The organism is Pseudomonas sp. MAG002Y, from assembly GCF_019400845.1.
Classification (GTDB): Bacteria; Pseudomonadota; Gammaproteobacteria; order Pseudomonadales; family Pseudomonadaceae; genus Chryseomonas; species Chryseomonas luteola.
On record NZ_WOEJ01000002.1, the window covers coordinates 84,256 to 99,526 of the forward strand.

The following is a 15,271-nucleotide window of genomic DNA, read 5'->3' on the forward strand; positions in this document are numbered from 1 at the left end:
GCCGCCGTTCAGCCTGCGTCAGGCTCCATGGTACTGACGCAGGCCGTTGCCGCGTGCCGTCGAGTATGTGTTTCCAACAGGGGAGTTCCCATGTCATCCATCCGCTTTTTCACCAATGCTGAGGTGGCCGCTGTTCTGGATTATGCCGGGCTGATCGATGCGCTTCGCAGTGGCTTGGCTCACCCTGGCACTGCACCCAACCGGCAGGCTTACGCGCTACCCGAGGGACAGGCATCGCTGTTGAACATGCCGGTCTGGCAGAAAGGGCAGGGCATTGGCGTCAAGCTGGTGACTGTGTTTCCGGAAAATAGCCAACGCGATCTGCCTTCGGTTGCGGCAGTGTTTGCCTTGTTTGATGATGTGACAGGCCAGCCCCTTGCCTTGATGGAAGCCTCGGAACTGACAGCTCGGCGTACCGCCTGCACGTCAGCGTTGGCGGCTGACTATCTGGCCCGGCGGGATGCGTTGAGCCTGACCATCGTAGGTACGGGAACGCTAGCTGCCCACATGGTGCGTGCCCATACGGCTGTGCGTGATTACAGCCGGATCGAAATCTGGGGGCGTGATTACAGCAAGGCCAAAGCCCTTGCTGAGCGCCTGCAGGGGGAGGGCTATCCGGTTTCAGCAAGCGATAACCTGGCGCAGAGCGTAGGGCATGCCGATGTGGTTACGTGTGTTACCACCTCTCGAGAGCCGCTGGTGTTGGGCGAGTGGCTCAACCCCGGCTGCCACCTGGACCTGGTCGGTGCCTTTCTTCCCTCTATGCGTGAGACCGATTCAGCAGCCGTTGCGCGGGCACGCATCGTAGTGGATACCCGCGAGGGTGCTTTGGAGGAGGCAGGCGATTTACTGTTCGCGCTTGGTGATGGCGTGATCCAGGAAAGCGATCTCAACACAGAATTGAGGCACGTTCTGCAAGGGGATGGCGTACGCAGCGATGACCAGGAAATTACCTTGTTCAAATCCGTAGGCTATGCGGTAGAAGATCTGCTAGCTGCGCAGTACCTACTGCATAACATGTGACCTGTGAACAACACCCTTTAGCGCCATGTTTTAGCAGTTAAAGTCTGCTCTATTGGGCCAAGGTCCTGACTTACCCACGTTACACGTGGAGCACCTTGTGGATAACCCTAGGATACCTGTCTGCTGCCCTTAAAATATAAGGCTTACAGATAGATGGTTACTTTTTGATCAATCGTACAGAGGGTAGTAGTAACCAACCTCAGATAGTTATCAACATACCCACTAATAATATGAGCAAGCCTGTTGATAACACTTGGAAGACTCCACGCAAGCCGCATGTGGCAAGGCCTAGCGAGAATTGGTTAAAAAATGAGCGGTTATTTTCAAATGCAGGATGCTGGTTTTATACACGTTTTCGGCGAGCAAGGTTGTGTATAACCTTGGGGTACATGGCCAGACGCCATGTACCACCGTCTCTCTAGAGGCATGCTCAAAAAATGATCAACGCTAGAGTACGTCCGTTTATCCACGCTCCTAGGGTCGCTACGCCAGGTTTTTCATGCAGAAATCGCTGGGTTCAACGTTATGCACGGTTAACGCGAGTAAGCCTGTGAATAACATCTGAATGGTTGTACACAGCCCTTATACTGTCTGGCTCTTGAGAGGTCGATCAAAAAACAACCAGGATGCCAATAGCTGATTTTAGAGCTGTTTCGCTATAACTGTACCGCCTCAAGCGACAAAGAGTGCGTTACTCTCCGGGTATTTCCTTTCGACTTCAAGGAGCTGCATCGATGACTTCGACTTTGTTCATTACCGGCGCAACATCCGGCTTTGGCGCGGCTACTGCGCGCCGCTTTGCCAAGGATGGGTGGTCCCTGATCATTACTGGCCGTCGCGAGGATCGCCTGAGCGCGTTAGCAGAAGAGCTTTCCGCGCACACCAAGGTGCATCCGATTGTGCTGGACGTTCGGGATCGTGCAGCTGTCGAGGCGGCAGTCAACGGGTTGCCTGAAGAGTTTTCGACCCTGCGTGGTCTGGTCAATAATGCGGGGCTGGCCTTAGGTACTACACCTGCTCAGCAGTGCGATCTGGATGACTGGGACACCATGGTCGATACCAATATCAAGGGTGTCCTGTATTGCACGCGCTTGTTATTACCCAGACTGATCGCTTACGGTGCGGGCGCTGGCATCGTCAATCTGGGCTCGGTTGCCGGTAACTGGCCGTACCCGGGTAGCCATGTCTATGGCGCTACCAAGGCGTTCGTCAAACAGTTTACCTTGAACCTGCGCTGCGATCTGCAGGGCACAGGCGTCCGTGTGACCAACATCGAGCCGGGGCTTTCCGAGACTGAGTTCTCCGTGGTGCGCTTTGGTGGCGACAAGAGCAAAGCCGACGCCGTATATGCCGGAACTGACCCACTGACACCGGATGATATCGCCGAGTCGATCCATTGGGCTTTGAACCAGCCCAAGCATGTCAATATCAATCGGATCGAGCTTATGGCGACCTGCCAAGCCTGGAACGGGTTCAATATTCATCGAAGCGAGTGACAGCATAATGACGGCAGAGTATGTCTCTGCCGTCTACGATAGCTGTCGATACAGCTGAAACGATATAGCGCCGCTTATTGGCGTGTCCCATGCTTGAGAGCTTATACGCTCAAGGTCTTTTTGAAAGAGCTTTTCGTCTCATGCTGGCAAGGAGTCAGCATTCTGACACATAGGAGCAGAATGCCAGAATGATGACGCAGTAATAGCGTCAGGAATAACCATAATGCCATCATGGGTTGCGGCTCAATGGCCTTAGTAACCGGTTATCTTCTTTTCTTCCATCTCCTCGCTAAACCCCTTCCTTGAGGCGCTCAATTAAACGGGCGACGAACGGTCATCGCTTTGGCTGGCCTGTTTCTTGGTAATTGGCACGCCCCTTGAATAAGTACTGACGTGACGCCGCGTTAGGGTCACCGGGAACATTCAACTTTTGAAGCCTTATTAAGTTTAATAATTATTAATAAGGCACAGTTAATTAGTTTAAAGAAGAATGTTTTCATCGCCATTCCTGGTATTGGCATTTCATTGCCGACTGAACTTTTCGCATTTTGCAAAAAGTTCATAAGAGTGCAATGCCCGACAATAACGGTTTAGTACGCTGTTTATTGTTGCTGCTGGTTTTGACCGGCAAATACTTTCCATAGCTCAGGGTTGAGTGCAGGGAAGTTCATTCGGAAGGATGAAGTTAATCCCGTGCCAGTTATTGGCTCGGCCTAGATACAACTCAACGTGAAACGCGACTGTTGCGCCAGCCCTTTAATAATGGGCTATGGAAACGCTCGTGCTAAAAAACACTAGCAGTTTGGTGAATAGATGAAAACTTCTGCTTCTTTTGTTTTAAATAAAATCAGTTCCACCCGTTTTTTTAAGAAAGTTCTTCCGTTGGCTGCTGCCGTAGCCTTGGCCAGCCCTGCTGTTCATGCAGAACAGGTTGATCTGGTAGGTTTAAACCTGTCAGGTGCAGGCTTTGCTGCCCAGGTATTGCCAGGTATCGACGGTACCAACTACATTTTCCCGGTTGAATCCTATTTCCAGCAGTGGAACGCCAAGGGTATCAAGCTGATCCGCTTTCCCATCATCTGGGAGCGCCTGCAGCCGACCCTGGGTGGCGCACTGGACCCTACCTATACCGCGCTGATCGACCGTACGTTCGGCTATGCCAACAAATACGGTATGAAGATCATCCTGGACCTGCATAACTACACCATGTATCGCGGCACCATCATTGGTACGGGTAACGTGAGCTACAACCACTACCAGCAGATCATGACCCTGATCGCCCAGCGCTGGAGCGGCCAGCCGTCCCTGTATGCTTATGACATCATGAACGAGCCGCATGATTCGATGACCCAGTGGCCCATCATGGCTCAGTACGGCATCAATGGCGTTCGTTCGGTGGACAAGGTCAAGCCGATCATGATCGAAGGTAACGGCTGGTCCGAAGCGACCCGTTGGCCATGGTGGAACGATTCCCTGCTGAACCTGAAGGATCCGTCCAACAACCTGATCTTCCAGGCGCACTCGTATTTCGACGAGGATGCCGGTGGTAACTACACCGCCATCGACGTGAACAAGCTGGACGCCAACTACGGCGTCGAGCGTGTGAAGCCGTTCGTGGAGTGGCTGAAGAAGAATGGCAAGAGGGGCATGATCGGCGAGTTCGGTGTACCGGATAACAATCCGCGCTGGAATCTGCTCATGGACAACATGCTGGCTTATTTGAAGCAGAACTGTATTCCTGCTACGTACTGGGCTGCAGGTCCAGGCTGGGGCAGCTACTTTCTGTCGGTCGAGCCGATCAATGGGCAGGATCGTCCTCAGTGGCCGACCCTGAAGAAGTACATTGATAACACTACCTGTACAGCGATTGGCCCGTTCACGGCACCGGTTGCGACGACGCCTACTCCGGCTCCGACACCCACCGTGCCTTCAACCAGCACAGGCTATTCGAGCGCTATCAACAACTTCACCAATGCAGACTGGCTCAACGGTGTATACAGAAAGGCAGCAGGCTTCTCCGTAGCGGCGACCTCAGGCAACACAGCAGCATTCAAGGTAGGTACTTCGGTACGTCTGGCGAATGGCCTCGTAACCAAAATCTCGTCCGTTCAGGTAGTGGGTAGCAACATGAGCGTCTGGGTAAACAGCTCGGCACTGGATGGTGCCGTTGTGGGTTACCCGAACAAGCTGACCGTGGCGGACGCGGCAGGTACGGGGGCGACTACCCCTGCGCCGACGCCAGCCCCGACTGCACCCGCACCGACGCCTGCGCCAACCGCTCCGGCCGTTGTTGCGACCAGTACGATGAACAATTTCACCAATACTGATTGGCTGAACGGTGTCATGCGCAAGGCGGCTGCGATTTCGCTTCCGGCAACGACAGCCAACACGTCAGCCTTCAAGACCGGTGCTTCGGTACGGTTGGCCAATGGGCAGGTCTACAAGATCAAGTCAGTACAGATGGTAGGTAGCAACATGAGTGTTTTCCTGGACACCCCGACGCTTCTCAACGGTTCCGCCGTTGGTTATCCAAACGCGCTGACGGTAGTTAGCCAGTAACCGATCCGGGAACACAGAACGGGGACGTTTAAGTCCCCGTTTTTTATAGGGCTCGATTCTTCAGCCCAAGTATTTTTCGGCCGTTGATAAGGCGGTGCCTCAGGCCAAATTGCAGTGTTTGGCATGGACATTGAATAGTAAGGGTCGACGCTGGAAAACTGACAGCTTTCTCAACACTTGAAGCTGCTCACAACGCGGCCCCAGCGGTTATTTCGCCATCAGGTATTGGCATCCAGGGTGTAACGAAGCAGCGTTGTACCGCTGTATCACACCCGCCTGGCAGGGCAATTTTTTAGATTGTCTGTTGCTATCGTCAGCGGCTGTTCGCGCTGGCAAATACTTTCCACAGCTCAGGACTGAGTGCCGGAAAGTTTCATCGTAAGGATGACACTCGGCTCGGCCACCCATGGCCGGTTCACGGCGTACGCCAGATTTATCTTGTCGACTTCCCCGATCCAGGGGCTGGCTTTCTGCGCCTTGAACATCACTAGCAGTAATGGTGAGCTTAATGAAATCTCTGTCCGTCCTGAATGCAATCAGGTCTGTTCGTGTCTTGAAAAAAGTGCTGCCTGTGCTGGCAGCAGGAGCGTTGTTCAGCTCGGTTGTCCAGGCTGAGCCGGTTGATCTCGTCGGTCTCAATATGTCCGGTGCCGATTTTGCCGGACAGGTTTTGCCTGGCGTGAACGGTACTAACTACATCTTTCCAACCGAGTCCTATTTCCAGCAGTGGAGCGCAAGGGGCATCAAGCTGATTCGCTTTCCAATCCTGTGGGAGCGCTTGCAGCCAACGCTCAATGGCAATCTGGACGCAACCTATGCAGGCTTGATCGACCAGACCTTTGCGTATGCGCAGAAATACAACGTGAAGGTCATTCTGGATCTGCATAACTATGCGCGTTATCGCGGCCAAATCATTGGTACGAGCGGCGTCCCGTACAGCAGTTATCAGAACGTGATGACCCGCATCGCTCAGCGTTGGAGTGGGCAATCGTCACTGTATGCCTACGACATCATGAACGAACCCAACGGTGCATTGGCATATTGGCCTACTGCTGCTCAGTACGGGATCAATGGCGTCCGGGCAGTCGATAAGGTAAGGCCTATCCTGGTAGAGGGTAACGGCTGGGCCGAAGCGACACGCTGGGCCCAGTGGAACGACTCCCTGTTGAGTCTGAAAGACCCGTCCAACAAGATTATTTTCGAAGCCCATAGTTACTTCGATGAAAACGCTGGCGGCACCTACGAAACCGTTGATGTAAACAAGCTGGACGTGAATTATGGCGTCGAGCGTGTGAAACCCTTCGTGGAGTGGCTGAAGAAGAACGGCAAGCAAGGCATGATCGGTGAATTCGGCGTACCGGATAACAATCCGCGCTGGAATACCCTGGTCGACAACATGCTGGCCTACCTGAAGCAGAACTGCATACCGGCGACCTACTGGGCCGCAGGCCCGGGCTGGGGCAGCTATAGCCTGGCTGTAGAGCCTGTCAACGGCGTGGAGCGTCCGCAGTGGCCGACGCTGAAGAAGTACATTAACACTACCAGCTGCACCGCATACGGTCCGCTTAAATAAAAGCGGTTCGAAAAAGCCCGGCCTACTGGTCCGGGCTTTTTGCTGTCGGGCCCTTTGGGTTCAGATCTAAATCCTTGATCCAGTAGATAAATTTCCCTTCTCTCGACGAGCGGTCGCCCTGATCACAGCGCAAACGCTTATGGTTGCGTCCCCCGGTTAACACGACCCGGATGATGGCTAAAGGCCGCATGCTGGCTGGGTTTTCCCAGGACCGGTTCCTGTATCGATATTGGCCTGCGCAAGGTATTTATCGGGTCAGCCAACGTGCTGTAAAAGGCGTGGCAGGCACTAAACGATCCTGCGTTTTCGATGCCATGCGATACCTCTCGGCGGGCGTTTTCATACCCCGTTCATTATTCGCCATTCCTGGTATTGGCAAATAGTTGCGTTTCGACTGTGCGGGCAATGCCTGTTCACCGATACGCATGCCCTCAATGGCGGCTTTTTAGGCCGTTCATTGTTGTCGCCAGCTCGATGATTAGCTGGCAAATACTTCCATCACTCAGGGTTGAGGTCGGGAAGTTCATCGTAAGGATGAAATAACCGTCGGCTAAAACAATATAGCCGGTCAATTGGGACTTTTTTATATGGCTCTTTTGAGTCAGGGCATTGCTCGCGCGTAAAAAAGTTACTGGCAATTTGGTGAATATGAGTTTTTTATCTGTAACCCAACATTTTGGTATAACGCGAGGCGTATCTAAGGCACTTTCAATATGTGCGTTACTAGCTCTGGGAAGTACAACAGTACAGGCCGAGCAGGTTAATCTCGTCGGACTTAATATGGCAGGCGCCGAGTTTGCAGGTACGGTGTTGCCGGGTATTAATGAGAAGAACTATATCTTTGCCAAGGAGGAGACCTTCAAGAATTGGAGTGCAAGAGGAATAAGGCTGGTCCGCTTTCCCATTCTGTGGGAGCGGCTTCAGCCGGGGCTGGGATATTCCCTCGATCAGACCTACGCTTCACTGATTTCTCGTTCACTGGACTATGCCCACAAATACAACATCCGGGTCATTCTGGATCTGCATAATTATGCGCGCTATCGCGGCCATATCATCGGTACGAGCAGCGTACCGTATTATCGCTTCGAGAATGTCTGGAACCGGATCGCTCAGAAGTGGGGTAGCCACCCGGCCATTTATGGCTACGACATCATGAATGAGCCCAACGGCGCCGTGGCGTACTGGCCTACAGCGGCGCAGTACGCCATCAACGGGATCCGGCAGGCTGACAAGGCTCACCTGATCTTTGTGGAAGGCAATGCCTGGGCCAGCGCCGAACGGTGGCCGGTGTGGAGCGACTCTCTTAAGGACTTGAAGGATCCTGTCAACAAGCTGATCTATGAGGCGCACGTCTATTTCGACGCCGATGGCGGTGGTTCCTACACCCAGCTGAGCGCTGACAGTTTGTCTGCTCAGGCTGGCGTCAATCGGGTGAAGCCCTTTGTGGAGTGGCTCAAGCAGAACAACAAGAAGGGCTTTATTGGAGAGTTTGGTGTACCGGATAACGATTCCCGCTGGAATGTGGTCATGGACAACATGCTGACCTACCTCAAGCAGCATTGCGTACCGGCTACCTACTGGGCCGCCGGTCCGGGTTGGGGTAATTACAGTCTGTCCGTCGAGCCTATCAATGGACAAAGCCGTCCGCAGTGGCCCACGTTGAGAAAGCATCTGAACGACACCAGCTGTACCGCAATCGGTCCGGGTCGGTAAAACCGCTTCAACGAGACTATACAGCCGGGCGTTGGGAGGGCCCGGCTGTTGATAACGTCAAGGCTCCACCTGCTGCTTCAGCCAGCCGGGATAATGGTTGCGTGTAGCCTCAGGCCATCTCGGTGGGCAGCGAGTACCCAGGTAGGCTGCCCCCGCGTTCAAATGTGCTGCTAGAACGTGCCGATCACCAAAGGCCTCAAGCCCCAGCGTCCAGCCAGCCGCATGGCCATCAACCCAGAGTTGAGTCAGTTCTACGGTACAGCCTGCGGACGGCATGGCTTCGTAAGGGGATTCGTCTTCATCCAATGCGATTTCACGCAGAGCGGCCTGCTCGACCGTAAACAGGCGAAGCCAGCGTTGCTTCTGAACGGCAACCGTAGGATGCGGTGTCAGCGTCAAGGCCTCGGAATGCCATTTATGCCATAACTCGACAGGCCCCCTAAACGGCGAGACGTCCAGAGTATGCCAGTCAGGTATGACCAGCCCCTTTACCTCAACGGTTGAGTCTCCACGGGTTTTGATACCGAGGTCGGATTGACTGGCGTCCTTGAGGTAGTGGTGCATCTTGCGTATTCCACCTCCCGGTGGCTGATCCCACAGATCGGACCGGTGAAACCAGTCGATCAGATCAGTACCCGGCAGTGCGGGCCAAAACCAGCGGACTTCAGCGGAAAGCGGCATGGCGTGCTCCTGGTATGAAGAGAGGGCGGCGGACGTGCTAATTTCCGACCCGTTCCGAAAGACACGTGCTAGCATCCGTCCACGCTCCGGATGACGTTTAACCCATTGATCCGGGGTGCCGCATTATTGCTAGCCTCATTGAGCACCGCACAGACGTTTCTTCCCGCTGAGTTGTACTCGGCTTTCCTGGCGTGGTTTCCAGCGCGCGACGCTCATTGGCTAGACCTCATGGCTCAGCGCCCGTTTCCTGGCGTTGAATGAATGTAAGGAGTTCTACGTGCAATTTCTCCATACCCTGGTCAACGACCTCAATGGCCTTGTCTGGGGCGTGCCCATGCTGGTACTGATCCTGTGCACGGGTCTTTATCTGATGCTACGCCTCAAACTGATGCCGATCGTAAGACTGGGCACCGGCTTTCGCCTGTTGTGGCAGGGCCGGAACAAGGATGACGACGAAAGCGGTGAGATCAGCCCTTTCCAGGCCTTGATGACCTGCCTGGCTGCCACCGTGGGAACCGGCAACATCGCGGGTGTTGCTACCGCGATCTTCCTGGGTGGCCCCGGCGCGCTGTTCTGGATGTGGTGTACCGCACTGGTTGGCATGGCTACCAAATATGCCGAAGTGGTATTGGCTGTGCATTTTCGTGAAAAGGACGAGCGTGGCGAGCATGTCGGCGGCCCGATGTATGCCATCCGCAACGGCCTGGGCAAGCGCTGGGCCTGGCTAGGCGGCGCCTTTGCCCTGTTCGGTGGGTTGGCCGGGTTCGGTATCGGCAACATGGTGCAGGTCAACAGTATGGCGCAGGCCCTGGAGACAACCTTTTCCGTGCCCCTGTGGCTGACCGGTGTCGTGACGATGGTGGTTGTGGGGCTCGTGATCCTGGGCGGTATTAAGCGGATCGGGGCGGTCGCCTCGTCCCTGGTCCCTGCCATGTGCATAGGCTATATCATCGCGGCCATTGCCGTGCTGGTGACCCATGCGTCCGAAATTCCTCATGCGCTCAGCCTGGTCTTCACCCATGCCTTCACGCCGGCGGCGGCGACGGGCGGCTTCGCAGGGGCGGCGGTCATGGCTGCCATTCGCTTCGGGGTAGCGCGTGGCGTCTTCTCCAACGAAGCCGGGTTGGGCACCGCCGGTATCGCCCAGGCAGCCGGTACGACCAACAGCGCCGTACGCTCAGGCATGATCGGTATGCTCGGAACGTTTATCGATACCCTAATCATCTGCACCATGACGGGTCTTGCCATTATCTGCTCCGGCGTCTGGACGAGCGGGCAGAGTGGGGCGGCCTTGTCAGCGGCGGCCTTCGAGACGGCGCTGCCCGGTTTTGGCGGCATCATCCTGACCATCGCCCTGGTGGTATTCGCCTTTACCACCATCCTGGGGTGGAGCTATTACTGCGAGCGCTGCTGGGAGTTTCTTGCGGGTACCAAGACCATTCTGCCGTTCCGTATCATCTTCGTGCTGGCCGTTCCCTTTGGGGCGATTGCACAGTTGGACTTCGCCTGGCTGCTGGCCGATACGCTCAATGGTCTGATGGCCATTCCTAACCTGATCTCGCTGCTGTTGCTCAGTCCGGTGGTGCTCCGGCTGACGCGAGAATACTTCGCCAGCAAATAAACAAAGGCTCGCTACGGCGAGCCTTTTTCATTGGGGCTCGCGAGGCCCGGACCTGGAAAATGGGTGAAAATCGCGATGCTGTGGTCCAAAGGCTAACGCTGTTTTCCTGGCCTTTCTGGATAGAGCATTCCGATGTCCCGATCTTCGCTTGAGCATTCCTGTTCTCACCCGCACGTCTTCAACGAGGGAAACCCGCTGGCGGAAAAGAATACCCGCCGCGCCGTGATTTTCACCGCCATCATGATGGTGATCGAGATTGCGGGCGGCTGGGCCTTCAACTCCATGGCACTGCTGGCGGATGGCTGGCACATGAGTTCCCACGTGCTGGCGCTGGGGCTTTCGCTGTTCGCCTATGCGGCGGCCAGACGGTATGCGACCGACGCACGCTTTGCGTTTGGAACATGGAAAATGGAGGTGCTGGCTGGTTATACCAGTGCGCTGGCGCTGATTGGCATCGCTCTGTTGATGCTATACGAATCCGTGATCAGGCTCGTGACACCTGCTCCGATTCACTATACGCAGGCCATCGCCATCGCCATTCTGGGATTGCTGGTCAATCTGGTGTGTGCGTGGCTGCTCAAGGATTCTCACGGGCATGATCATGGTCATGGTCACGATCATCATCATGGCCACGGTGAGCATCAGGATCTGAATCTGCGTTCGGCCTACATCCATGTCATTACTGATGCGGCAACCTCCGTCCTGGCTATCGTCGCGCTGATTGGCGGCATGCTCTGGGGAGCCAGCTGGCTCGACCCTGTCATGGGAATCGTAGGCGGCATACTGGTCGCCATCTGGGCCGTTGGGCTCATCAAGCAAACCGGGCGTGTGCTGCTGGATGCGCAGATGGACGATCCGGTGGTACAGGAGGTCAGGGATGTGATCGCAGAGAGCCCTATCGAGGCCAAGATCTGTGATCTGCATGTCTGGAAGGTAGGTAAGGGCAAGTACGCCTGCATCGTCAGCATCGCCACAACCAGTGATGCCTCGCCTGAAGACTTCAAACAGCAGCTTTCCGTCCATGAAGAGCTTGTCCACATCACGGTTGAGATCAACAGAGACGGGATCTGTCCGGTACGCTGAGGAGGTAGGCGACAGCGGCAAGTGATATAACCGGGTCTTGGTCAACGACAGGATTCAACATGCCTTCTTCCGAGCCTCGCTTGTCGCTTCCTGCCCCGGTAGGCCTGTTTCAGGCGTTTCTATTCTGGCTCAAGCTGGGCTTTATCAGCTTTGGCGGACCGGCTGGGCAGATAGCAATCATGCATCAGGAGCTGGTGGAGCGTCGGCGCTGGATTTCCGAGCGACGCTTTCTCCATGCGCTCAACTACTGCATGGTACTGCCCGGACCTGAAGCCCAACAGTTGGCGACCTATATTGGCTGGTTGATGCACCGGACCTGGGGTGGGGTTATCGCCGGAGCGCTCTTTATATTGCCTTCGCTGCTTATCCTGATCGCCCTGTCATGGATCTATTTGGCCTGGGGCAACGCTCCAGTTGTGGCAGGTATCTTTTACGGCATCAAGCCAGCGGTGACCGCCATTGTTGTGCAGGCCGCCCATCGCATCGGAACACGTACCTTGAAGAACCATTGGCTCTGGGCCATTGCAGCGGCTTCGTTCATCGCCTTGTTTGCCTTCAACGTGCCGTTTCCCCTGATCGTACTGTCTGCGGCGATTATTGGCTTTCTCGGAGGCAGGTACGCTCCGGACCGGTTCAGGGTAGGGGGAGGGCATGCCAATCAGGCGGCTTCGTTCGGACCCGCGCTGATCGATGATGACACGCCACCGCCAGCGCATGCCCGTTTTCGCTGGTCGCGGCTGGCGCAACTGTTAATCATGGGTATATTTCTCTGGATCGTGCCGATGCTGACCTTGGTCTATCTGTTTGGCTGGACTCATACCTTTACCCAGATGGGCTGGTTTTTTACCAAGGCTGCACTGCTGACCTTTGGCGGTGCCTATGCGGTATTGCCTTATGTATATCAAGGCGCCGTCACACACTACGGCTGGCTGAGCCCAAGCCAGATGATCGATGGTCTTGCCCTGGGTGAAACCACACCCGGACCATTGATCATGGTGGTGGCGTTTGTCGCGTTTTTAGGCGGATATGGGCAGGCGGCGTTAGGGAGCGAGCACATGTTTGCCGCCGGGACATTGGCTGCCGTGCTGGTGACCTGGTTTACCTTTCTGCCTTCGTTTCTTTTCATTCTGGCCGGCGGGCCTCTGGTGGAGTCCACCCATAATGTGGTGGGCTTCACAGCTCCGCTCACCGCCATTACCGCGGCGGTCGTCGGCGTAATCCTGAATCTGGCCTTGTTCTTCGGCTACCACGTATTCTGGCCGCAGGGCTTGAGCGGATCGTTCGACCTACTCTCCGCTCTGATCACACTGCTGGCAGCGATAGCGCTCTTCCGGTTCAAGCGCACAGTTATGGAAGTGCTGCTAGCCTGTGCAACAGTAGGGTTGTTAATGCACGTCGTATTCATGTGACAAGGAGCAGCTTGGCTGCAGAAGAGAGGATGCATTATGGCTAACCATTCAGACGATTTTCTCAAACTTGCAGCCGAAGCCAAGTCTCGTATTCGGCAGGTTTCGCCCGTTGAAGCCGAGCAACTGGTCGATCAGGGCGCGCTGCTTCTGGACGTTCGCGAGCGAGACGAGTTCGAACGGGGGCACCTGGACGGTGCGACCCACATGAGTCGGGGAATTCTTGAAATGCACATCGGCGAGCTGGCAGCCAACAAGGCCACACCGATCGTCTGCTATTGCGGTGGCGGTAATCGGGGAGCGTTGGCCGCTGAAAGCCTGCAGCGCATGGGATACACCCAAGTCGTCTCCATCGAGGGAGGCCTTGCGGCCTGCAATACCCAGAAAGACTGATCAACGAGCAATAAAAAACGCAGGGCATCTTAGATACCCTGCGTTTTGAGAAGGCTGTGTACCGGCAGAGCGGTACACAGTGAAACTTACACCTGGCGGATCAGATAATCGAATGCAGCCAGGGAAGCCTTCGCACCTTCGCCGACCGCGATCACGATCTGCTTGTACGGTACGGTTGTTACGTCGCCGGCCGCAAAGATACCCGGCAGCGAGGTTTCGCCACGGCTATCTACAACGATCTCGCCACGGGGCGACAGCTCGACGGTGCCCTTGAGCCATTCGGTGTTGGGGACCAGACCGATCTGGACGAAGATACCTTCCAGGTCGATGGACTTGAACTCGCTGGAGTTGCGGTCCTTGTAGGTCAAGCCAACCACTTTCTGGCCGTCACCTTTCACTTCACTGGTCAGGGCGCTGGTGATCACGGTCACATTCGGCAGGCTGTGCAGTTTGCGCTGTAGTACCGCATCCGCACGCAGCTGGCTGTCGAACTCGATCAGGGTCACGTGTGCCACGATACCGGCCAGGTCGATTGCCGCTTCCACACCGGAGTTGCCGCCACCGATAACTGCAACGCGCTTGCCCTTGAACAGCGGGCCGTCGCAATGCGGGCAGTAGGCTACACCACGGTTACGGTATTCCTTCTCACCCGGGACATTCATTTCACGCCAACGAGCGCCGGTGGAGATGATCAGCGTCTTGGACTTGAGCGAAGCACCATTGGCAAACTTGACTTCGTGCAGCTGACCCGCCTCGGTGGCAGGGATCAGTTGCTCGGCACGCTGCAGGTTCATGATGTCGACGTCGTACTGCTTCACGTGCTCTTCAAGGGCTACGGCCAGTTTCGGGCCTTCGGTTTCCTTGATGGAAATGAAGTTTTCAATCGCCAGAGTATCGAGTACCTGACCGCCAAAACGCTCGGCTGCAACACCGGTACGAATACCTTTACGGGCAGCATACACTGCAGCGGAAGCACCGGCAGGACCACCACCGATAACCAGTACGTCAAAGGCGTCCTTGGCGCTGAGCTTTTCAGCGTCACGGGCACTGGCGCCGGTATCGAGCTTGGCCAGAATTTCTTCCAGACCCATGCGGCCCTGACCGAACGGTTCACCGTTCAGGTAGATGCTGGGCACAGCCATGATCTGGCGCTCGGTAACTTCGTCCTGGAACAGCGCACCGTCGACCGCAACGTGGCGGATGTTCGGATTCAGTACGGCCATCAGGTTCAGCGCCTGAACAACGTCAGGGCAGTTCTGGCAGGACAGCGAGAAGTAGGTTTCGAAATTGAATTCGCCCTTGAGCGAGCGGATCGCTTCCAGAGTATCTGCACTGGCCTTGGACGGGTGACCGCCCACTTGCAGCAGCGCCAGAACCAGCGAGGTGAACTCGTGGCCCATGGGCAGACCGGCAAAGCGCAGGCTGATGTTTTCACCCGGACGGTTCAGGGCAAACGAAGGTGTGCGAGCATCATTGCCATCGGTGCGCAGGGTGATCTTGTCAGTCAGGCTGACGATGTCCTGGAGCAGACCCAACATTTCTTGAGATTTAGCGCCGTCATCAAGGGACGCGACGATCTCGAAGGGTTTGGTAACCTTTTCCAGATAGGCTTTAAGCTGAGTTTTAAGACTGGCGTCCAACATGAGGCATTACCTCTCGACAAATTTCGGGAATAAAAACGCCCGGACGTATTCCGCCCGGGCGTTCGGGCACTAGAGGGAGC

The 15,271-nt window shown here is 55.6% G+C and carries 9 protein-coding genes and 1 pseudogene; 8 read left to right on the forward strand and 2 right to left on the reverse strand.

The annotated features are described in order from the left end of the window. The first annotated feature begins 90 nt into the window (after window positions 1-90). The 4 genes and pseudogenes from GM154_RS03365 to GM154_RS25880 form a co-directional block, all read left to right on the forward strand. Window positions 91-1,023, forward strand: a complete 933-nt coding sequence (locus GM154_RS03365; protein WP_219650996.1) for an ornithine cyclodeaminase family protein — start codon at window positions 91-93, stop codon at window positions 1,021-1,023. 734 nt (window positions 1,024-1,757) lie between these two features. Next, entirely contained in the window at window positions 1,758-2,519 is a 762-nt protein-coding gene (locus GM154_RS03370) for an SDR family oxidoreductase (protein WP_122041551.1), read from the forward strand. Between the two features lie 813 nt (window positions 2,520-3,332). After that, window positions 3,333-5,078 (forward strand): glycoside hydrolase family 5 protein, encoded by a 1,746-nt coding sequence (locus tag GM154_RS03375; protein ID WP_010795888.1) that lies wholly within the window; start codon window positions 3,333-3,335, stop codon window positions 5,076-5,078. 508 nt (window positions 5,079-5,586) lie between these two features. After that, a pseudogene (locus GM154_RS25880) lies at window positions 5,587-8,355 on the forward strand (glycoside hydrolase family 5 protein); the annotation flags it as partial. Between the two features lie 66 nt (window positions 8,356-8,421). Here the strand turns inward: GM154_RS25880 and GM154_RS03390 are convergent. Further along, window positions 8,422-9,045, reverse strand: coding sequence for a hypothetical protein (locus GM154_RS03390; protein ID WP_219650999.1), 624 nt, complete (start codon window positions 9,043-9,045; stop codon window positions 8,422-8,424). Between the two features lie 334 nt (window positions 9,046-9,379). Between GM154_RS03390 and GM154_RS03395 the strand changes: the two genes are divergently transcribed. The 4 genes from GM154_RS03395 to GM154_RS03410 all read left to right on the forward strand — a co-directional run bounded on the left by GM154_RS03395 (window position 9,380) and on the right by GM154_RS03410 (window position 13,548). Further along, window positions 9,380-10,666, forward strand: coding sequence for a sodium:alanine symporter family protein (locus tag GM154_RS03395; protein WP_219651186.1), 1,287 nt, complete (start codon window positions 9,380-9,382; stop codon window positions 10,664-10,666). A gap of 132 nt (window positions 10,667-10,798) precedes the next feature. After that, window positions 10,799-11,749 carry a CDF family Co(II)/Ni(II) efflux transporter DmeF gene (gene dmeF, locus GM154_RS03400; RefSeq protein WP_010795883.1) on the forward strand — a complete coding sequence of 317 codons (951 nt, stop codon included), beginning with the start codon at window positions 10,799-10,801 and terminating at the stop codon, window positions 11,747-11,749. Between the two features lie 59 nt (window positions 11,750-11,808). Beyond that, window positions 11,809-13,158, forward strand: coding sequence for a chromate efflux transporter (gene chrA, locus GM154_RS03405; protein ID WP_219651000.1), 1,350 nt, complete (start codon window positions 11,809-11,811; stop codon window positions 13,156-13,158). 36 nt (window positions 13,159-13,194) lie between these two features. Next, the gene (locus GM154_RS03410) at window positions 13,195-13,548 is read left to right on the forward strand and encodes a rhodanese-like domain-containing protein (protein WP_010795881.1); all 354 of its coding nucleotides are present in this window, start codon (window positions 13,195-13,197) and stop codon (window positions 13,546-13,548) included. Between the two features lie 86 nt (window positions 13,549-13,634). Here GM154_RS03410 and ahpF read toward each other — a convergent pair whose 3' ends face one another. Beyond that, window positions 13,635-15,191, reverse strand: coding sequence for an alkyl hydroperoxide reductase subunit F (gene ahpF / locus GM154_RS03415; RefSeq protein ID WP_010795880.1), 1,557 nt, complete (start codon window positions 15,189-15,191; stop codon window positions 13,635-13,637). Window positions 15,192-15,271: the final 80 nt, after the last annotated feature.